The 19,037-nt window shown below is 73.4% G+C and carries 17 protein-coding genes; 7 read left to right on the top strand and 10 right to left on the bottom strand.

Features of this window, described 5'->3' with window-relative positions:
* Positions 1–43: 43 nt before the first annotated feature.
* Entirely contained in the window at positions 44–1,480 is a 1,437-nt protein-coding gene (locus ABZ452_RS18855) for a glycosyltransferase 87 family protein (RefSeq protein WP_357944247.1), read from the top strand.
* A gap of 3 nt (positions 1,481–1,483) precedes the next feature.
* Here the strand turns inward: ABZ452_RS18855 and ABZ452_RS18850 are convergent, their stop codons facing one another.
* The 5 genes from ABZ452_RS18850 to ABZ452_RS18830 form a co-directional block, all read right to left on the bottom strand.
* Positions 1,484–1,924 carry a molybdenum cofactor biosynthesis protein MoaE gene (locus tag ABZ452_RS18850; protein WP_357944245.1) on the bottom strand — a complete coding sequence of 147 codons (441 nt, stop codon included), beginning with the start codon at positions 1,922–1,924 and terminating at the stop codon, positions 1,484–1,486.
* On the bottom strand, positions 1,918–3,174 hold the full coding sequence (locus tag ABZ452_RS18845) for a molybdopterin molybdotransferase MoeA (protein ID WP_357944241.1): 1,257 nt from the start codon (positions 3,172–3,174) through the stop codon (positions 1,918–1,920). Before ABZ452_RS18845 ends, ABZ452_RS18850 begins: the two co-directional genes overlap by 7 nt.
* Positions 3,175–3,211: 37 nt before the next feature.
* The gene (locus ABZ452_RS18840) at positions 3,212–3,682 is read right to left on the bottom strand and encodes a MogA/MoaB family molybdenum cofactor biosynthesis protein (protein WP_357944239.1); all 471 of its coding nucleotides are present in this window, start codon (positions 3,680–3,682) and stop codon (positions 3,212–3,214) included.
* The gene (gene moaC, locus ABZ452_RS18835; RefSeq protein ID WP_151464469.1) at positions 3,679–4,170 is read right to left on the bottom strand and encodes a cyclic pyranopterin monophosphate synthase MoaC; all 492 of its coding nucleotides are present in this window, start codon (positions 4,168–4,170) and stop codon (positions 3,679–3,681) included. The genes ABZ452_RS18840 and moaC overlap by 4 nt, the downstream gene beginning before the upstream one ends.
* Positions 4,171–4,394: 224 nt before the next feature.
* Positions 4,395–7,430 carry a BTAD domain-containing putative transcriptional regulator gene (locus ABZ452_RS18830; RefSeq protein WP_357944236.1) on the bottom strand — a complete coding sequence of 1,012 codons (3,036 nt, stop codon included), beginning with the start codon at positions 7,428–7,430 and terminating at the stop codon, positions 4,395–4,397.
* 540 nt (positions 7,431–7,970) lie between these two features.
* Here ABZ452_RS18830 and ABZ452_RS18825 point away from each other — a divergent pair.
* From ABZ452_RS18825 to ABZ452_RS18805, 5 genes are all read left to right on the top strand, one after another.
* Positions 7,971–10,487, top strand: coding sequence for a bifunctional diguanylate cyclase/phosphodiesterase (locus tag ABZ452_RS18825; protein ID WP_357944233.1), 2,517 nt, complete (start codon positions 7,971–7,973; stop codon positions 10,485–10,487).
* Between the two features lie 62 nt (positions 10,488–10,549).
* Entirely contained in the window at positions 10,550–11,905 is a 1,356-nt protein-coding gene (locus tag ABZ452_RS18820) for a glycosyltransferase 87 family protein (RefSeq protein WP_357944231.1), read from the top strand.
* Complete coding sequence (locus ABZ452_RS18815; RefSeq protein WP_357944229.1) at positions 11,902–12,534, top strand: phosphoribosyltransferase family protein; 633 nt, start codon at positions 11,902–11,904, stop codon at positions 12,532–12,534. The genes ABZ452_RS18820 and ABZ452_RS18815 overlap by 4 nt, the downstream gene beginning before the upstream one ends.
* Positions 12,535–12,557: 23 nt before the next feature.
* On the top strand, positions 12,558–12,935 hold the full coding sequence (locus tag ABZ452_RS18810; protein ID WP_357944226.1) for a zf-TFIIB domain-containing protein: 378 nt from the start codon (positions 12,558–12,560) through the stop codon (positions 12,933–12,935).
* A gap of 82 nt (positions 12,936–13,017) precedes the next feature.
* On the top strand, positions 13,018–13,701 hold the full coding sequence (locus ABZ452_RS18805; RefSeq protein ID WP_357944223.1) for a maleylpyruvate isomerase N-terminal domain-containing protein: 684 nt from the start codon (positions 13,018–13,020) through the stop codon (positions 13,699–13,701).
* Between the two features lie 18 nt (positions 13,702–13,719).
* On the opposite strand, the gene dnaB is transcribed toward ABZ452_RS18805, so the two are convergent.
* Positions 13,720–15,123: a replicative DNA helicase gene (dnaB, locus tag ABZ452_RS18800; protein ID WP_357944221.1), complete on the bottom strand. Its 1,404-nt coding sequence runs from the start codon at positions 15,121–15,123 to the stop codon at positions 13,720–13,722.
* A gap of 394 nt (positions 15,124–15,517) precedes the next feature.
* On the opposite strand from dnaB, the gene ABZ452_RS18795 reads away from it, so the two are divergent.
* Complete coding sequence (locus ABZ452_RS18795) at positions 15,518–17,110, top strand: hypothetical protein (RefSeq protein ID WP_357944219.1); 1,593 nt, start codon at positions 15,518–15,520, stop codon at positions 17,108–17,110.
* Between the two features lie 84 nt (positions 17,111–17,194).
* On the opposite strand, the gene rplI is transcribed toward ABZ452_RS18795, so the two are convergent.
* The 4 genes from rplI to rpsF form a co-directional block, all read right to left on the bottom strand.
* Positions 17,195–17,641, bottom strand: a complete 447-nt coding sequence (gene rplI, locus ABZ452_RS18790) for a 50S ribosomal protein L9 (protein ID WP_357944216.1) — start codon at positions 17,639–17,641, stop codon at positions 17,195–17,197.
* A gap of 14 nt (positions 17,642–17,655) precedes the next feature.
* Positions 17,656–17,895 (bottom strand): 30S ribosomal protein S18, encoded by a 240-nt coding sequence (gene rpsR / locus ABZ452_RS18785; protein WP_007073789.1) that lies wholly within the window; start codon positions 17,893–17,895, stop codon positions 17,656–17,658.
* Between the two features lie 41 nt (positions 17,896–17,936).
* Complete coding sequence (locus ABZ452_RS18780) at positions 17,937–18,464, bottom strand: single-stranded DNA-binding protein (protein ID WP_357944213.1); 528 nt, start codon at positions 18,462–18,464, stop codon at positions 17,937–17,939.
* 81 nt (positions 18,465–18,545) lie between these two features.
* Positions 18,546–18,836 (bottom strand): 30S ribosomal protein S6, encoded by a 291-nt coding sequence (gene rpsF, locus ABZ452_RS18775; protein WP_046563719.1) that lies wholly within the window; start codon positions 18,834–18,836, stop codon positions 18,546–18,548.
* Positions 18,837–19,037: the final 201 nt, after the last annotated feature.

Here is a 19,037-nt window from a genome sequence, read left to right as displayed (position 1 = left end):
ACCTGGACGGGCAGGACGACCTTGGTACGGGGGTGGCCACGCCATGCCGACGACAGTCGGTAGACGGATGGACCGCCTCGTTCCCATCCAGCGCGTCACGCGCGGGATCGACCGCCGGACCGTCGTGCGGACCGGCATCGTGGCCGCCGTCGCCTACGCTGCCTGGCTCGCCATCGGCGCCTTCGGGCGGCCGTACAACTTCTTCGACATGAAGATCTACCACGGTGCCGTGGTGTGGTGGGCGAGCGGCAACGAGCTGTACGACTTCATCGCCCCCTCCACCACCCTGGGCTTCACCTACCCGCCGTTCGCCGCCCTGGCCATGCTGCCGATGTCCTGGCTGCCGATCGAGGCCGCCGGCGGGCTCAACGCCCTGGCGAGCATCGCCGCGCTGGCCGTCGTGCTGGCCGCGCTGCTGCGCCCGATCGTCGACCGGCTCGGCTGGTCGCTCTGGTTCACCGTCGGCATCGCCACCCCGTTGGCCGTGGCCATCGAGCCGTCCCGGGAGACCCTCGGCTACGGCCAGGTCAACCTGCTGCTGTTCGCGCTGATCATGGCGGACCTGGTCGGCCTGCGCTGGCGGGCCCGGCGCGGCACCCACCACGAGACCGCCGACTCGGCGCTGGCCCGGTTCGTCTACAGCGGCACCTGGGCCGGGGTCGGCATCGGGCTGGCCACCGCGGTCAAGCTCACCCCGGCGCTGTTCGTGGCGTACCTGGTGATCACGCGGCAGTGGCGGGCCGCGCTGACCGCGGTCGGCACCACCATCGGCGTCACCATCGCGACGTTCGGACTGGTCGGCGCGGAGTCGCGGACGTACTTCACCAACGTGCTCTGGCAGACCGAGCGGGTCGGCGCGGCGGACATGACCGCCAACCAGTCGCTCGCCGGCCTGCTGGCCCGGCTCTACGACTCGATCGAGACACCCGGCCTGCTCTGGCTGGCCTTCGCGGTGCTCATGCTGGCACTCGGGCTGTCCCGGGCGGTCAGCGCCCGCGCCGACGGTGACGAGCTGACCGCGTTCACCCTGGTCGGCCTCACCGCCAACGTGATCAGCCCGATCTCCTGGTCACACCACCTGGTCTGGGTCATCCCGGCGATCATCGTGCTGGCCGACGCCGCCGTACGCCGCCGCGAGGCGAGCCGCGGCCTGCTGCCCCGGGGAACCGGCACACCCCCGGCCGCCGGGGTGCCGGCGCTGCGCCCGCCGATCTGGTACCCGACCCTGACCGGGCTCCGGCACGGGGTCGGCGCGCTCGGGCTCTACCTGCTCTTCCTGATCTCACCGATCTGGCCGTACGAGCACCAACTCCCCGAGGTGTCGCACTACCAGGACGGCCTGTTCGGCGCGCTCATGGAGAACTCCCTGGCCGTCGCCCTGATCGTGCTGGTCGCGGCCCTGCCCTGGCGCCCCGGCGCCGAGCCGGCGTTCTACCACGACCGGCTCACCCGGGCGGCCCAGCCCGCCGGCCGGCGCTGAGCGTCAGGGGCAGTTCACCCACTCCTCGGTGCCGTCGGCGAACACCTGCCGCTTCCAGATCGGCAGCCGCGCCTTCACCTCGTCGACCAGTCGTGCGCAGGCCGCGAAGGCCGCCGCCCGGTGCGCGGTGCTGACCGCCGCCACCAGGGCCACGTCGCCGATCTCCAGTGGGCCGATCCGATGCGACACGGCCACCGCGTACACCTCGGGCTCGGCGGCGATCTCGGCCGCCACCTCGCGCAGCACGACCTCGGCGGTCGGGTGGCCCTCGTACTCCAGCAGCAGGACCGTCCGGCCGTGGTCGTGGTCGCGGACCACGCCCTGGAACGAGACCACCGCGCCGGCGCGCCGGTCGGTGACCGCCGCCTCGTGCGCGGCCAGATCCAGCGGCCGGTCGGTCACCGCGCCGAGCACCACACCGCCCACACTCCCCGCGCTCACCATGCCCGCTCCCCGGGGGTCAGCGGCAGCGGCACCAGCGGCACCCGGTCGCCCGCCGCGCCGCTCGTGCCCGGCCGGATCACCGCGAAGCCGTCCGCGCCGGCCAGGCCGCGCAGCATCGCCGAGCCGACGTGGCGGACCGGGTGCGCGGTGCCGGCCACCCGGTCCCACCGCACCAGGGCGAGATGGGTGTAGTCACCCCGTCCCGCGACCGGCTCGGCCAGCGTGACCTGCGGCAGCACCGGCATCGGCCGGCCCTGCAGTCCGGCGAGCAGCGGCGCGACCAGCGACACCAGCGCGACGACGGCGGACTGCGGGTTGCCCGGCAGGCCGGCCACGAAGCGGACCCGCCCGTCGCCGTCGACCAGCCGGGCCAGCAGCATCGGGAAGCCCGGCCGCACCGCCACGGTGTTCACCACGTAGTCGGCGCCGAGCGCCTCCAGCGTCGGGTGCAGGTGGTCGACCGGGCCGTGCATGGTGCCGCCGGTGGTGCAGACCAGATCGGCGTCGGCGAGCGCGGCGCGCAGCGCGGCCACGTGGGCGGGGAGGGTGTCGGCCACCGGGCCCACCACGTCGGTGGGGCTCACCTGGCAGCCGTAGCGGCGCAGCCAGGCGGGCACCGCCGGCCCGAGCGCGTCGCGGACCCGGCCGGCCCCCGGCGGACCCGCGGTCAGCAGCTCGTCACCGAAGACCAGCAGCGCGGCGCGGGGCCGGCGGCGCACAGGCAGGGTGTCGTGCCCGCAGGAGGCGGCCAGGCCGATCACCGCCGGGTCGACGGGCGTGCCGGCGGGCAGCAGCTCCTCCCCGGCGTACGCCTCCTCGCCCGGCTCCCGCCACTCCGGCGCCGGGCGGGGCGTGCCGGCCACCCGGCCGTCGGCGCCCCGGGTCGACTCCTCGATCCGCAGGATCGCCGCCGTGCCCTCGGGGACCATGGCACCCGTGGCGATCTCCACCGTGCTGCCGTCGGCCTCCAGCGGGGGCGGGGTCTGCCCGGCGAGCACCCGGCCGACCACCCGCCACGGGCCGTCCCCGCGCACCGCCCAGCCGTCCACGCTGGAGGTCGGGAACGCGGGCAGGTCGGTACGCGTCGTCAGCGGCTCGGCCAGGGTGTGCCCGTCGGCGTCGGCGAGCGGCCGGCCGACCGTGGGGAGCGCGGCGGCGAGACCCACCGCGTACACCCGGGAGCGGGCCTCGTCCCACCCGGCCGGCGGCGCGGCGACCTCGGCCGCGGCGGCTGCGGTTTCCGTGCTCATCCGGCGAGCCTAGCGCCGCAGCGGCGGGGGCGTCCGGTCAGTGGTCGCCGCCGCGGAGCTGGTCGACGGTGTGCGCCAGGATCGGCCCGAGCACCGCCAGCCCGTCCTTCGCCCCGCCCCGCGACCCGGGCAGGTTGACCACCAGCATCCGGCCGGCCACCCCGGCCAGCCCGCGCGACAGCGCGGCCGTCGGCACCGCGTCACGGCTGTGCGCCCGGATCGCCTCGGCGATGCCGGGGATCTCGTAGTCGAGCAGGGGGCGGGTCGCCTCGGGGGTGCGGTCGGTCGGCGTGACGCCCGTGCCGCCGCTGGTCAGCACCACGTCGACGCCCTCGTCGCGGGCCGCCCGCAGCGCCGCGCCGACCGGCTCGCCGTCGGGCACCACCACCGGCTCGTCGACCTCGCAGCCCAACTCGCGCAGGCCGGCGACGAGCAGCGGGCCGCTGGTGTCCGCGTAGACGCCGGCGGCCGCCCGGTTCGAGGCGACGATCACCCGGGCGCGGATCACGGCCGGTCCTCCGGCCGGACCCACTCGCCGGTCTTTCCGCCCTCCTTGCGGAGCACCCGGACCGCGTCCACCGACGCCGCCGGGTCCACGGCCTTGACCATGTCGACCAGGGCGAGCCCGGCGACGGCCACCGCGGTGAGCGCCTCCATCTCGACCCCCGTCCGGTCGGCGGTCCTCGCCGTGGCGGTGATCTCGACGGTGTCGTCGGTGAGGCGCAGGTCGACGGTGACGCCGTGCAGGGCGATGGGGTGGCAGAGCGGGATCAGGTCGGGGGTCCGCTTGGCCCCCATGATCCCGGCCAGCCGGCCGACGGCCAGGGCGTCTCCCTTGGGGAGGCCGTCGCGGCGCAGCAGGTCGACCACCTCGGCGGTGGTGCGGAGCCGGCCGGCGGCGACCGCGAGCCGGCCGGAGACCGGCTTGGCGGAGACGTCGACCATCCGGGCCGCGCCGGCCGGGTCGACGTGGGTGAGCTGCGCGGGTTCGGTCACGGCCGCGAGCCTATCCGTCCGGTACGACCGGACGCGCGCTCCGGGCCGTCGGCGGGGAGGGGCGCGCACGGCACCCCTCCCGCACCTGCCCGCCGTCGATTCGCTGGGGGGAAATACGACGGCGGGGGCCTCGTCGGCCGGGTCCCCCGTGAAGTGAACCGCCCCCGTTGGCCGACATGCCGGCGACGCTAACGGGTCGTGCGATAAGAAATCGATAAACCGGTTCAGGCCCGATGCGGCCGGACCTCCGCCAGCAGCTGGCGGATCTCGTGCTGCTCAGGCACGCCCATCCGCTCGAAGATCACCAGGGCCCGCTGCCGGTACCGGCGCGCCTCCTCGGGATCGGTGTCCGCCAGGTGCTCGGCGAGGCCGCTGAGCGCACGGCCCTGCTCATAGGGGTGGGCGATGCGGGTGGCGATGTCGAGCGCCTGGCGGAACATCGCCGCCGACTCCTCCTGCCGCCCGACGGCCCGCAGTGTCACGGCCAGTTCGTTGCGGGCCTCGGCCTGGACGTGGCGTTCGCCGGAGTTGGCCGCCGTCTCGATCGCGGCGTGGTGGTGCCGGAGGGCGTCTCCCAGCCGGCCGAGCTGCCGGTACGTCCCGGCCAGGTGGCTGAGGGTCTCCGCCCGCGCGAAGCCGTTGCCGGTGCGGTCCTGCAGCGCCAGGGAGGCCCGGAGCAGTCGCTCCGCCTGCGCGCTCTGCCCGGCGCGGTAGCGGACGCCGCCGAGATGACCGAGCGCGTTGGACAGGTGGAACTGGTCCCCTCTGACCCGGGCGACGAAGAGCTGCAGCCGGTGGACCGCCATGGCCTCGTCGTACCGGCCGAGGAACCGCAGGGTGAGGCCCAGGTTGGGCAGCACGGGCAGACTGTCCAGGACGCTCGCTCGCACCGCTGCCCGGTTGATGTCGAGCGCCTCCCGGATGCGGCCGGTGAGCCAGTACACGACGCCCAGGTTGACCCGGGCGCGTTGGGTGCCCTCGACGTCGCCGAGTTCCGCGCGGATCGACACCACCTCGTGCAGGTGCGCCGACGCCTCCTGGTAGGCGCCCGTGCGGACGCAGGCCGAGGCGAGGTAGTTGTGCATGAGGGCGACGGCGTGCCGATCGCCCGCCCGGCTTGCCGCGACAAGTCCTTCGCCATGGGTGGCGGAGATGTCGTCGAAGTAGCTGCGCATGTAGAAGAACCGCCAGGCCGCGCGGGCCAGCCGCCACGCCAGCGCCTCGTGGCCCTCGCGGGCGGCCTGCCGGACGAGGGAGTTCAGGTTGAGGCGGTGCTCCTCCAGCCACTCCAGGTCACCGGGCAGCCGCGCCGCGAGCAGATCCGGACGCAGTGGTGCCTTCAGGCGGAGCTGCAGGTCGACCAGGCGCTTCTCCTCCATCGGCGCGGAGACCACCACGACCGAGTGCAGGACGTGGTCGAGGAGGCCCTCCGCCGCCGCTCTGCGCACGGGTTCCGGATCCGCCTGGAGCGACAGTTCGAAGGCGTACTGCCGCATCAGGTCGTGCAGGCGGTAACGCCCGTCGGCGATCTCCTCCACCAGGTGCCGGTCCACCAGTTCGTCGACCAGGTCGGCGGTCTCGTCGAGTGACAGGTCGGTGAGCGCACCGACCATCGCGGTGTCGAGGTGGCCCCCGGCCACCAGTCCGAAGGACCGGAAGACGCGCTTGGCGGAGTCACCGAGCGGCTCGTACGACTCGGCGAATGCCTCGACCACGGTTCGCGCCTCGGCCCGCAACCGGGGAAGGAACGCCGGCTTCCCCGCCAGCCGGCGGGCCATGTCGGACATGCTCCAGGCCGGGCGGTGGGCCAGCCGGGTGCCGGCCAGCCGGATGGCGAGCGGGAGCCCGCCACAGATGCGGACCATCTCCGCCGCGCCGTCGGGATCGGCCTGGACCCGCTGCTCTCCGACAAGGGTCGTGAGCAGGGCAAGCGCGTCGGGCTCGGAGAGCACGGGAAGCGACACCGAGGGCCGCTCGGTGAGCGCCAGGAGACGGCGCCGGCTGGTCACCAGGACCACGGCACGCCCGGTGACGGGCAGCAGGGGCTCGACCTGGGCGCTGTCCGCGGCGTTGTCGAGCACCACCACGGCCCTGCGGCGGGCGAGTTCCCGCCGCCACATCTCGATCCGGTCCGGCAGTTCCCCCGGGATCCGACCGGCCGGCAGACCCACCTGGCGGAGCAGGGTGACCAGCGCGGACGCGGGCGGGACCGGCGCTCCCTCCGCGTGGCCACCCAGGTCGATGAACAGCTGCCCACCCGGAAACCGATCGGCGAGACGGTTGGCGAGATGCACGGCGAGGGTCGTCTTGCCGCAGCCCGCCATGCCGTCGATCACGCGCACCACCGGTCCCGTCTCGTGGCCGGTGGTGATGTCGTCGAGCATCCGTTCGACCAGCTCCCGCCGCCCGACGAAGTCGGTCACCACCCGTGGCAGCCAGTTCGGTCCGCGGCCGGCATCCGCGCTCCGTCCGTTCGGAACAGCCTCCACCCGGCCGCCCCCGGACCTGCGCCGTGCTCGCCGCGCCTCGAGCGCGGCGCGGTGGAGTCGTTCCAGCTCGGGCCCGGGCGGGACACCGAGCTGCTCGGCGAGCGCGTCGCGCGTGGCCTGGTAGACGGCGAGCGCCTCGCTGAGGTCGTCGGTCCGGATGAGCGCCCGCATGAGCAGGACCTGGGCGGGTTCCCGCAGCGGATGCCGCGACGCGTGGGCACGCAGGAGCGGGAGGGCCAGGTCGGCGCCGCCGCTTCCCAGTCGCAGTTCGGCGAACAGCTCCACAGCCGCCTGCCGCTCGCGGTCCACCGCCTCACGCCGCGCGGCCAGGGTGGGACCCGGTCGCAGCCCGGCCAGCAGCGGCTCCGACCAGGCTCCGATCACGTCCGTGAGCAACGAGGCAGCTCCGAGCCGGTCCCCCGCCTCGGCCAGCTCACGCGCCTGGTGCCACCCGGCGGTGAGGCGGACCAGGTCGACCTGGCTCGGCTCGGCTTCAAGGCGGTAGCCGCCGTGTTCGCGGGCGACTGTCACCCGCCCGGCGGTCGCCGCTTCCAGGCTCCGTCGGAGATTCGCGGCGTAGGTCCGCACGTTGGGGACGGCGGATCGTGGCGGCTCCTCCGGCCAGAGCTCGTCCACCAGCCCGTCGAGGGTGACCAGCCGGCCCACCTCCAAGGCGAGCATGGCGAACACGAGTTGCTGTTTCGGTGTGCCGAGATGCAGATACCCGTCCTCGGTCCGTACGGCGAGACCACCCAGGACTCGAATATCCACGCTGGCCGACTCCGGATTTAGTGCACCTCAATCGATCGCATCCGAATTCTACGTCCCCGCGGGCCACCGAGCTGCTACCGGGTATTTACGCGAGTGCGTCGCCCATTCCGGTTCGGACCCTCGACCGAAGCGAGGTTGAAAATGAACGAGCAACTGTCCAGTCTGGCAAGCGAGGTGCAAGTTCCACAGCTACGCGGTCGCGCTCGGCTACCGGGCAGGCACATGCGGGATAGGAGCCACTCCGCTCCGCACAACGGTCGTGGACAGAACGTCATATAACGCCACAGTGTTGGCTAATATCGCGCATACCGACATTTATATCTTCTGACTGGACACCTCCTGCTCCTAAGCTGCATTCGAGGTTCTGAAGGAACCTTCGAACGCTTCGAAAGAGAGTCGGAAGGAGTCAGGCTATGCGCGGCAGCGAGTGGCACTGAAACTGCGGGACTTCACCCCGAGAACCCCTCGCGGTAGGCTCCTGGCATCGAACCTGCTGGTTGATGCCGGTCCAGGCTTCAGCCGATCAGTCACTGGAGCTGGGTGAGCCGCACCGACGGACGACGCGATGTTGAGACCGATCGGCACCTGCTGACGCTCGTCGGTCTCATCGTCGTCCTCGCGTCCACGGTGACGATCGCCGCGACGGCCTTCCTGGTGCGGACGCCGCCCAGCTCCGTCCGGGACGTGGCCACGTTCGCCACGCTGACCTTCATGATCGCGGTCGGCGGGATCGTCAAGACATCCGTCCGGATCCGGTCGACCACCCACTCTATCGCGTGGGTCGAGACCGCCATCGTCATCGGTGTCGCGATCACCCCGCCCTCATGGGTCGTCGTGAGCACGGTACTGGGCGTGGCCGGCGCCTCCGCGGTCCTACGTCTCCCCGCCATCAAGGCGGCCTTCGGCATCGGCAAGAACGTGCTGATCGCCGGCGGCACGGTGGCCGTCGCCGGATTCCTCCACTGGCCCGGCTCGTCGCCTCCGATCGGCAGCCTCATCGGCACCCTGAGCATCGTCTACCTGGCCGCGGCGCTCCTCGACGACCTCCTGGCGATGCCGGTCATCGCACTCGCCTCCGGCACCCGCATCCTCCGGCAGTTCCGCAGCGACCTGGACCTGCGGATCGGCGGCTTCGCCGTCCGGTTCGTGGTGGCCGCCGCCACGGTGCTGATCCTCCGGGCCGACCCCCGGCTGCTGCTCGCCGTGCCGCCGCTGGTGCTCAGCCTGCACCTCGCCTATTCGACGCGGGTCCGCACCCGCACCGAGCAGCAGGCCTGGCAGCGGCTCGCCCGGGCCACCGACGCGCTCAACGTCGTCGACCTCGACGAAGTGCTGACCACCGCCGTCACCGAGGCCGCCGAGCTCTTCTCGGCCGACGAGGTCGAGATCGAGCTGCGCGACCGGGGGCGCACGGTCCGGGGCAACGCCGGCGGCATCGCGTACGACGGGGCGACCCCCGAGCCCAGCACGGTGGACGGCAGGGTCATGCCCGTCGCGCTGGAAGGACACGACCGGGCGGTCGACCTCGGCGTGCTGCGGCTGCGGTTCGCCGGGCCGGTCGAGCTGTCCGAGCGCGAGCAGTACACCCTGCGCACCTTCGCCTCGGCGCTCTGCACCGCCGTCCGCAACGCCCAGGCGTACGCCGAGCTGGCCCGGATCGCCGACGAGCACGCGTACGCCGCCACCCACGACGCGCTCACCGGGCTCTCCAACCGCCGGCACCTGCTCGACGAGGGCACCGAGCAGCTCACCAACCGGCACGCCGACGGCGTCACCGCCCTGGTGCTGATCGACCTCAACCACTTCAAGGAGGTCAACGACACCCTCGGGCACGGCGCCGGCGACCGCGTGCTGACGCAGGTCGCCGACCGGCTGCGCGGCGCGGCCCGCCCCGACGACCTGGTGGCCCGCCTCGGTGGCGACGAGTTCGCCGTGCTGCTGCGCGGTCTCCCCGCCCCGGCGGTCGCGGCGCACCGGGCCGAGGCGCTGCTCGCCGCGCTGCACGAGCCGCTCGACCTGGACGGCATGCGGATCAGCGTGGAGGCCAGCGGCGGCATCGCGGTCGCTCCGGCCAGCGGGGGGATGCCCGAGCTGCTGCGCCGCGCCGACGTGGCGATGTACCAGGCCAAGCGGGCCGGCCAGCGGATCGCCACGTACGCACCGACCCGCGACACCGCCGACCTGGGTCGGCTCACCCTCGGCGGCGAGCTGCCCCGGGCGGTCGCCGACCACGAGTTCACCGTCAACTTCCAGCCGCTCGTCGACCTGGGCAGCGGCGAGGTGATCGGCGCGGAGGCGCTGGCCCGCTGGCACCACCCGACGCACGGCATGATCGACCCGCTGCGCTTCATCGAGGCGGTCGAGCGCTCCGGGCTGCTGCCCGCCTTCGCGGAGGCGATCCTCGACCAGGCGCTGATCGCGGCCGGCTCCTGGCGGGACGCCGGCTTCGACCTGCCGGTCTCGGTGAACGTGTCACCGCGCAGCCTCCTCGACGCCCGCTTCCCCGGTGCGGTGCTGGCCCGGCTGCGGGCGCACGACCTGCCGCCGGACCGGCTGGTGCTGGAGCTGACCGAGACCCTCACCCTCAGCCAGCTCGACGTGGTCGACCGGGTGCTCAGCCGGCTGCGCGACTCCGGCGTACGGCTGGCCCTGGACGACTTCGGCACCGGCTACTCCTCGCTCTCGCTGCTCTCCCGGATCCCGGTGCACGAGCTGAAGATCGACCGGAGCTTCGTCACCGCCATGGAGAGCGCCACCGAGGCCGCCGCGGTGATCCGCTCCACCCTGGACCTGGGCCGCAGCCTCGACCTGACCGTCGTGGCCGAGGGCGTGGAGAGCGAGCCGCAGCGGCGCGCGCTCTGGGAGCTGGGCTGCGCCGCCGGCCAGGGCCACCTGTTCGCGCGGCCGCTGCCCTCCGGCACGCTGCTCGCCGCCCTCCAGCGGGGAGCCGGGGGTCGCCCGGGCGCCCTCGCGCCGCCGCTGCACGACGCGGGCGCGGTGATCCGCCTGCCCGGCCGCCGCACCGGCGGCGGGCGCAACCGCGCCGCCACCCCCTGACCACCGCCGCCCCGCGAAGATCCGCAGCGGGGACGCCGTGCCCGTCTGCCAGACTGGCCCGCGTGACCGCCGACGCCGACCGGACCGCCCCCGCTCTCCGCCGCTGGCGGGCGATCGACACCGCCGCCGGCGGCCTCGCCCTCGACGTGGGCCTCTACGCCGTCTCCGCCCTGTTCGCCGCGGTCACCGCCGCCACCTCCACGCTGCTGCCGCACCGCGCCTGGGGCACCCTCGCCACCACCGGCTACGCCCTGGCGGCGCTCGCCGCGACCGCTCAACTCCTGACCCGACGCCGGCGTCCCGGCGCCCCCCTCGCCGGGCTGCCCGCCCGCTGGGCGGTCACCGCGTTCGCCTGGGCCACCACCGCGCTGCTGCCGGTGGTCGCCCAGAGCGTCCAGCGGGCCGGCGGCCGGACCGACCGGGCGCAGGAGGAGGTGATCGTGGTCGAGCACGCCGGCGCGCGGCTCGCCGAACACGGCACCCCCTACCTCGGGCACGACGCGATCGCCGCCCTGCCCGCCGGCGAGCAACTGCTCGGCTACACCCCCTACCAGCCCGGGATGGCGCTGTTCGGGCTGCCCCGGGCCGCCGCCGACGCCTGGTGGACCGACGCGCGGGTCTGGTTCGCCCTCGTCACCGCGCTGGTGCTGGCCGCCACCGTGCGCACCCTCCGGACCACCGCCGGCCCCACCGGCCCCCGCCCCGCCGCCGCCGTGCTGCGCGCCGCGCAGGCCGTAACCGTCCTGCCCATCTGCGCGCTCACCCTCGCCACCGGCGGCGACGACCTACCCGTACTCGCGCTCTGCCTGCTCGCCCTCGCACTCGCCGCCGCCGGCCGGCCCGGCCGCGCGGGCCTCGCGGTCGGCGCGGCCGGCGCGTTGAAGCTCTTCGCCTTGCCGGTGGCGGTCGTGCTGGTCTGCTGGGCCGTCACCCGCCGGGCCGGCCTGCGCACCGCCCTCGGCGCCCTCGGCCTGCCGGTCCTCGCCCTGCTGCCCGTGCTGCTCGTCGACCGCGACGCCCTCGTGGAGAACGTGCTGCGCTTCCCGCTCGGGCACGGGCTCGTGACCAGCCCCGCGCAGTCCCCGTTCCCCGGCCACCTGATCGCGAGCGCGCTGCCCGCCGGCCGGCTGGTCGCCGCCGCGTTGCTCGCCGCCGTCGCGGTCGTGATCGCCGTCCGGCTGCTGCGCCGCCCGCCGCGCACCGCCGCCGCCACCGCGCTGATCTGCGGGTACGGACTGCTCGCCGCGATCCTGCTGATGCCCTCCACCCGCTTCGGCTACCTGCTCTACCCGATCGCCCTGCTGGTCCTCGCCCCCGCCCTCGCGCTCGCCGAGCGCCGCCCCGAGGTCGTCACCGGGCCGCCTATCCCGGCAACTGGCCGGCACGACCCGGCCGGAAGGCGTAGACCTGAGGCATGACCACCTACCGCGACCGGGCCGAGGCGGGACGCATGCTCGCCGACCGGCTCGGCGACCTCGCCGGGCGACCCGACGTCATCGTCCTCGGGCTGGTCCGCGGCGGCGTACCCGTCGCCCAGGTGATCGCCGAACGGCTCGGCGCGCCGCTGGACGTGCTGGTGGTCCGCAAGCTCGGCATGCCCTGGGCCCCCGAGGTCGCGTACGGCGCGCTCGGCCCCGGCGGGGTGCAGGTGCTCAACGACATGGTCGCCGACCGGATCGACGCGGACGAACGCGCCGAGGTACGCCGGCGCGAGCAGACCGAACTGGACCGCCGCGAGCAGCTCTACCGGGGTGGCCGCCCGCAGCTCGACCTGGCCGGACGCACCGCCGTCATCGTCGACGACGGCCTGGCCACCGGCGCCACCGCCCGCGCCGCCGTGCAGGTGGCCCGCCACCTGGGCGCCGCCCGCGTGGTCGTGGCCGTGCCGGTCGGCTCGGACCAGGCGTACGAGATGCTCGCCGCCGAGGCGGACCAGGTGATCTGCCCCCAGGTCCCGCCCGACTTCGCCGCCGTCGGGGCCTACTACGACGACTTCCACGAGGTCGCCGACGACGAGGTGACTCAGGCGCTCACCGCCACCGCGTGATTTCACCGGGTACCTTCGGTGTCATGCAGCTCACCTGTCCCAAATGCCATGGAGAGATGCGCCAGTACGAGCGCAGCGGAGTGATCATCGACCAGTGCGGCGAATGCCGCGGCATCTTCCTCGACCGCGGCGAACTCGAGAAACTGTTCGAGGCCGAGGCGAACTGGAACCAGCAGCACGGCGCCCGCCAGGCCGCGCCGGCCGGAGGCGGCTACACCCCGCCCCCGCCGCCACCGCCCGCCGCCGCTCCCCACCAGCCCGGCTACGGCGCCGTCCCGCCGCCGCCCCCGCCCGGCCACGGCTACGCGCAGCCCGCGTACGGCCAGCAGCACTACGGCTACCACGGCCACTACCGCCGCAAGAAGAAGCACGGCGGCTTCCTCGGCGAACTGTTCGACTGACCCTCGCCACGCCGGGCCGGTGACCCACCGGCCCGGCGTCACCGTCGTGCCGACTCCGCCACGCCGTGGCAGGCTGCACGGCATGACCGCGATCCGGCCGCACGAGGCGCTGGCGCAGGCGTACGACGGCATCACCGCCGTCGTCACCCCACTCGACGACGCCGGCCTGCAACGACCCACCCGCTGCCGAGGCTGGCTCGTCGCCGACCTGCTCTTCCACGTGCTCTGCGACGCGCAACGGGCGCTGGTCGCCCTCGCCAGCCCGGCACCCGGGCCCGCCGACGTCGACGACGTCAGCTACTGGCGCGCGTTCACCCCGGGCGGCGACGACGAGGCGAGCACGAAACACGCCTGGTGGGCGCGGCGCTCCGCCGCCGCCTTCGACCGGCCCACCGGCGTGGTGCGCATCTGGTCCGACACCGCGCCCGCCGCCGTCCGGGCGGCCGCCGCCGCCGACCCCGACGGGCACGTGACCACGCAGGGGCACGTGCTGCGCGTACCCGATTTCCTCGCCACCCTGACCACCGAGGCCGTCATCCACCACCTCGACCTGGTGGTGGACCTGCCCGGCGCACCGCTCCCCGCGGAGGCCCCCACCCGGGTGGCGGTGGCCACGGTGGACGGGCTGCTCAGCGACGACGCCGTCCGGCCGACCGGCTGGGACGACCGGGACTACCTGCTCAAGGCCACCGGCCGGGTGCCACTCACCGACCGCGACCGGCTGGAGCTGGGCGAGGCCGCCGGCTGGTTCCCCCTGCTCGGCTGACCGCTCCGCCGGTACGGGTCAGACGATCGCCATGTCGACGAAGCGCGAAAGATGCAGCTGGGCGGCAACCGTGATCGTGTCAGTCGGTCCATTTCGGTGCTTGGCGACGATCAGGTCCGCCTCCCCGGCGCGCGGTGACTCCTTGTCGTAGTAGTCGTCGCGGTGCAACAGGATGACGACGTCGGCGTCCTGCTCGATCGATCCCGATTCACGCAGATCCGACAACTGAGGTCGCTTGTCGGTGCGCTGCTCCGGGCCACGGTTCAGCTGGCTGACCGCGATCACCGGGCACTCGACCTCCTTGGCCAGCAGCTTCAGGCCACGGGACAGGTCCGCGACCTCCTGCTGCCGGCTCTCGGTGCGCTTCGGCGAGGTCATCAGCTGGAGGTAGTCGACCACGATCAGCTTGAGGTCGTGCTTCTGCTTGAGTCGCCGTGCCTTGGACCGGATCTCCATGAGGTTCATGCTCGGCGTGTCGTCGACGAAGAGCGGCGCCTCGCTGATCTCGCCCATGCACCGGGCCAGCTTGGTCCAGTCGTCGTCGGAGAGCTGGCCGCTGCGCAACACGTGCAGCGGTACGCGCGCCTCGGCCGAGAGGAGTCGCATGACGATCTCGACCTTGCTCATTTCCAGGGAGAAGATCGCCGCCGCCTGGTTGGCACGAATAGCAGCATTCCGGGCAAAGTCCATAGATGCGGTTGATTTTCCCAAACCTGGCCTGCCCGCCACGATGATTAGTTGCCCCGGGTGGAGGCCGTTGAGCAGGCGGTCGAGGTCGCTGAACCCGGTCGGGACACCGGTCATCACCCCGCCCTGCGCGCCCACCGCCTCGATCTCGTCGAGGGTCGGCTGGAGCATGTCGGCCAGGACGGCGAAGTCCTCGCTGACCCGCTTCTCGGTGACCTCGTAGATGGCCTGCTGGGCGAGGTCGACGACGTCGTCGACGTCGCGGCTGCCGCCCTGGCCGGTGCCGTAGCCGAGCTGGACGATCCGGGTGCCGGCCTCGACCAGCCGGCGGAGCACCGCGCGCTCGCCGACGATGCGGGCGTAGTAGGCCGCGTTGGCGGCCGTGGGGACGCTGGCGATCAGCGTGTGCAGGTAGGGCGCGCCACCGATTCGGGCCAGGTCGCCGGAGTCGGCGAGCGCGGCGGCCACGGTGATCGGGTCGGCCGGCTCGCCCCGGCCGTAGATGTCGAGGATCGCGTCGAAGATGGTGGCGTGCACCGGGCGGTAGAAGTCGTTCGACTTGAGGATCTCGACGACGTCCGCGATGGCGTCCTTGGAGAGCAGCATGCCACCGAGGACGCACTGCTCGGCGGCCACGTCCTGGGGCGGGGTCTTCTCGAACTGGCCGTCCCGCTGCTGTGGTGCGGGCGGTGGCCCCCCGGGCCGCTCCGAGCGCGTCTCGTCGGTGACCGACACGGGTCCCCCCTTGCTGCGTCGGATCGGATCCAGCTCTACCGCCGGGGTATGACAAATTCCGACGACCCTCCGGTCGATCGGGGGCCATCGCCCGGACGGTCGGGGGACCACGATACGGAACCCGAGGTCAGCCACTCAACAGCACCGGTGGACGAGCCTCGGGACAACCTGTGGACGCCGGTGGGCAGGCATGTGCGCAGGGTGTGCACAGGGTGTGGATAAGTGATGGGGAATTTCGGCTCGCTCGGCGCTGACCTGCGGTTTCGCGATCCCCACCCTGTGGACGGAAGATTTCAGGTCGAGCTTGGGCGCCGTTCGTCCCGTACTATCTCTGCGAACGGCTACACCTGGACTGCGGATTGCACTTTCGGTCGAGAAGGGTCACGCTCCCGCCGTGAGAAACCGGGACTGGGGAAGCGGGGAGGGCAGCCCGCGCGAGCGCCGGCCGAGCGCCTCCTGGGACGCTCCCGCCGGTCCGCTCCCGGTCGTGTCGTCCGCCCCCGAGAGCTACCGCACGCCGAGTCGGCGGCGCGCCGTCGAGCGCGGCCAGGACGAGCCGGTGGACGCCTACCTTCCCCGGTGGGCGTTGGAGTCCGGGATCCGTCGGGCCGACGGCGGGGGTCGGCACGCCGCACGCGACGACGACGAGGACGTCGAGCCGCCGTACTCGGGCGGGGGCTGGCGGGCCGACACCGGCTGGCGCCGCGAGGACGACCGCCGCGACCTGCGCGCCATCGGCGCCGGCCCGGTGTCCGAGCACACCGCCGAGTGGACCCTGGACACCCCACAGGATCAGGGGTACGTCGGGAGCCGGCGGGCCGACGGTTTCGAGGGCGAGCCGGTTTCCGGGGTGGCCCCGCGGAGCCGGCCGCGTCGCGCGGCGACCCGGCGGCCGCAGGTGACCTGGTCGGGGCTGGAGGAGGCGCCCGCGTCGGACGACGACGGCGACCGGCGGGAAGCCGAGCGGCCGACCCGGCGTAGCCGGCGCACGACGGCGGATTCCTGGTCGCGGCCGGAGGCGGATTCCTGGTCACGGCCGGAGGCGGATTCCTGGTCGCGGCCGGCGGTGGACCCGTGGGAGCGCGGCCGGGTGGCCGAGCCGGATCCGGCGGAGCAGCAGGCGGTCGACCCGTGGGACGCGTCGGGCGTGCACGCCTGGGGGCGTTCGGCCACCGCCGGCCGGTGGGATCAGGCGGAGAGCCGCTGGGACCGGACGGAGCACACCGGCCAGTGGGACCGGTTCACGGACACCGGCCAGTGGGACCGGCAGGCCGACACCGGCCCGTGGGACCGGGTCCGGGAGGCCGGCGCCGGCGAGCGGTACGCGGAGGTCGACCAGTGGGACCGGACGGCGCCGCCGGTGCCGGTCCGGGAGGGCTGGGCGTCGCCGGAGCGGGCCGAGGCGTTCTGGTCCGGGACGCGGCTGGCCGGTGACGATCCCCGCTGGACGGAGACGCCGCCGTCGGCCCCGCGGTCGCCGATGGTCGCCGCACCCGCGCCGCGTCCGGCGCCCCGGCGTCGCCCGGTGGAGCCGGTGGTGGCGGGGCGGGCCGGGGCGTCGACGCTGCGACGGCGGGTGGAGCCGGTGGGCGCCGGGTCGTGGGGGCGCCCGCTGGAGGACGACCTGCTCGGCCCGGATCCGGGTGGTCCGCTGCGGTCGCTGTTCTACACGGCTTCGTGCTATCTGGTGCCGGCGTTGCTGCTCATCGTCGGTTTGCTGTTCCTCGACGGGCAGCCGCCGGCCGGGTGCGTCACGGACATCACCGGGGGCGGTTGCGACTCGCAGCGGGCGCACGCCATCGCCTCGTTGGTGGCGGGGGCGCCCCGGTTCGGGCTGGCCCTGCTGAGCAGTCTCGTGGTGGCGGTGGTGCTGCGTCGGGTCGGCACGACCTGGCGGTCGGCGACGGTGGCGCTGGCGGCGGCTGTGGTGGGCGGCGGGCTCTCGACCGTGGTGATCAGTGCGGTGACGGGCCAGCCGATCGGGTGACGCCGGGAGCGGCGTCCGCCCTCGGACATGCGGAAGGGCCCGCACCGGGTGTCGGTGCGGGCCCTTCCGTCGTGCTGTCGGGTGTCAGCCCTTGACCACGTTCAGGTCGAACTTGGCGGTCACCTCGGGGTGCAGCCGGATGCTGACCGGGTAGGCGCCGAGCGACTTGATGGTGCTGGGCAGCGTCAGCCGACGACGGTCCAGGGTCGGACCGCCGGCCGCCTTGACGGCGTCGACGATTTCGGCCGGGGTGACCGAGCCGAACAGCCGGCCGCCGTCGCCGGCGCGGGCCTTCAGGTTGACCTTCAGACCCTCGACCTGGGCCTTGACCTCGTTGGCGTGGTCGAGGTCGCGGATCTCGCGGGCCGCGCGGGCCCGCTGGATGACCGTGACCTGCTTCTCCGCGCCCTTGGTCCAGGCGATCGCGAAGCCCTGCGGCAGCAGGTAGTTACGGCCGTAGCCGTCCTTAACCTCGACGATGTCGCCCGGGGCACCGAGGCCGGACACCTCCTGAGTCAGGATGATCTTCATGTCGGTGCCTCCTCTCAGCGGGCCGTGGCCGTGTACGGCAGGAGCGCCATCTCGCGGGCGTTCTTGACCGCACGGGCGATCTGCCGCTGCTGCTGCGAGGTAACGCCGGTCACCCGTCGAGCGCGGATCTTGCCGCGGTCGGAGATGAACTTGCGCAGCAGCGCGGTGTCCTTGTAGTCGATGTAGGTGATCCCGTCCTTGTCGAGCGGGTTCACCTTCTTCTTCGGCTTGCGAAGTGCCGCAGCCTTGGCCATTGCTCTTGCTCCTGGTTTGCGATCGCGGGCGCTCGGCGCCATTAGAACGGGGGCTCCTCGTCGAAGTTTCCGCCGCCCGAACCACCGCGCGAGGGAGCCGGCGCAGCCGAGGCCCAGGGGTCGTCGAAGTTGCCTCCGCCGCCACCCTGGCCACCACCACCGAAGCCGCCACCGCCGCCACCCGAGCGGGACATCTTCTGCACCTTCGCCGTGGCGTAGCGCAGCGACGGGCCGATCTCGTCGACCTCCAGCTCGATGACGGTGCGCTTCTCACCCTCGCGCGTCTCGTACGACCGCTGACGCAGCCGGCCGGACACGATCACGCGGGCGCCGCGCTGCAGCGACTCGGCGACGTTCTCGGCGGCCTGCCGCCAGACCGTGCACGAGAGGAAGAGCGGCTCGCCGTCCTTCCATTCGTTGGTGGTCTTGTCCATGAACCGGGGCGTCGAAGCGACCCGGAACTTGGCGACCGCCGCACCCGACGGGGTGAACCGCAACTCGGGGTCATCGGTCAGGTTGCCGATGACCGTGATGGTGGTGTCTCCTGCCATGACCATCTCCTCGCGCACTCATCAGATCTCGCCGTACAGGCTCTCAGAGCCGTGCGACAGAGCCGATGAGGCTGATCCGGGCGAACCGGGGTTGAATGCTTAGCGCATCTCCGGCCGGATGACCTTGGTGCGCAGCACCGACTCGTTGAGTCGGAGCTGACGGTCCAGCTCAGCCACGGCCTCCGGCGACGCCTGGAGGTCGATGACGGCGTAGATGCCCTCGGCCTTCTTGTTGATCTCGTACGCGAGGCGCCTGCGGCCCCACACGTCGGTCTTCTCCACCGAGCCACCCGCGGTCCGGATCACGTTCAGGTACGTGTCGAGCGACGGGGCGACGGTGCGCTCCTCGAGGCTGGGGTCGAGGATCACCATGACTTCGTAATGACGCAAGACGTGCTCACCTCCTGTGGGCTAAGCGGCCACGGTCCTTCCGTGGCAGGAGGTCGTGCGTCGCTGCCGTGACCGGAGCCGGGGGAACCCGGCCGGACGCGGACAACCGGACCAGGATACCCGGTCCGGACGATCATGCCCGGGCCGGTCGGCCACGGCGTCCGGGCGCGGCGACAGGGGCCCACCTCCGGTGTCGCGTAC

The organism is Micromonospora sp. NPDC005707, assembly GCF_040631005.1.
Classification (GTDB): domain Bacteria; phylum Actinomycetota; class Actinomycetes; order Mycobacteriales; family Micromonosporaceae; genus Micromonospora.
This window is presented reverse-complemented; position numbering and strand designations above follow the sequence as displayed.

Coding starts and splice junctions, on each gene's coding strand:
- ABZ452_RS18855 (WP_357944247.1), top strand. CDS start 44: ATGCCGACGACAGTCGGTAGACGGATGGACCGCCTCGTTCCCATCCAG.
- ABZ452_RS18850 (WP_357944245.1), bottom strand. CDS start 1,924: ATGGTGAGCGCGGGGAGTGTGGGCGGTGTGGTGCTCGGCGCGGTGACC.
- ABZ452_RS18845 (WP_357944241.1), bottom strand. CDS start 3,174: ATGAGCACGGAAACCGCAGCCGCCGCGGCCGAGGTCGCCGCGCCGCCG.
- ABZ452_RS18815 (WP_357944229.1), top strand. CDS start 11,902: ATGACCACCTACCGCGACCGGGCCGAGGCGGGACGCATGCTCGCCGAC.
- ABZ452_RS18810 (WP_357944226.1), top strand. CDS start 12,558: ATGCAGCTCACCTGTCCCAAATGCCATGGAGAGATGCGCCAGTACGAG.
- ABZ452_RS18805 (WP_357944223.1), top strand. CDS start 13,018: ATGACCGCGATCCGGCCGCACGAGGCGCTGGCGCAGGCGTACGACGGC.
- rplI (WP_357944216.1), bottom strand. CDS start 17,641: ATGAAGATCATCCTGACTCAGGAGGTGTCCGGCCTCGGTGCCCCGGGC.
- rpsR (WP_007073789.1), bottom strand. CDS start 17,895: ATGGCCAAGGCTGCGGCACTTCGCAAGCCGAAGAAGAAGGTGAACCCG.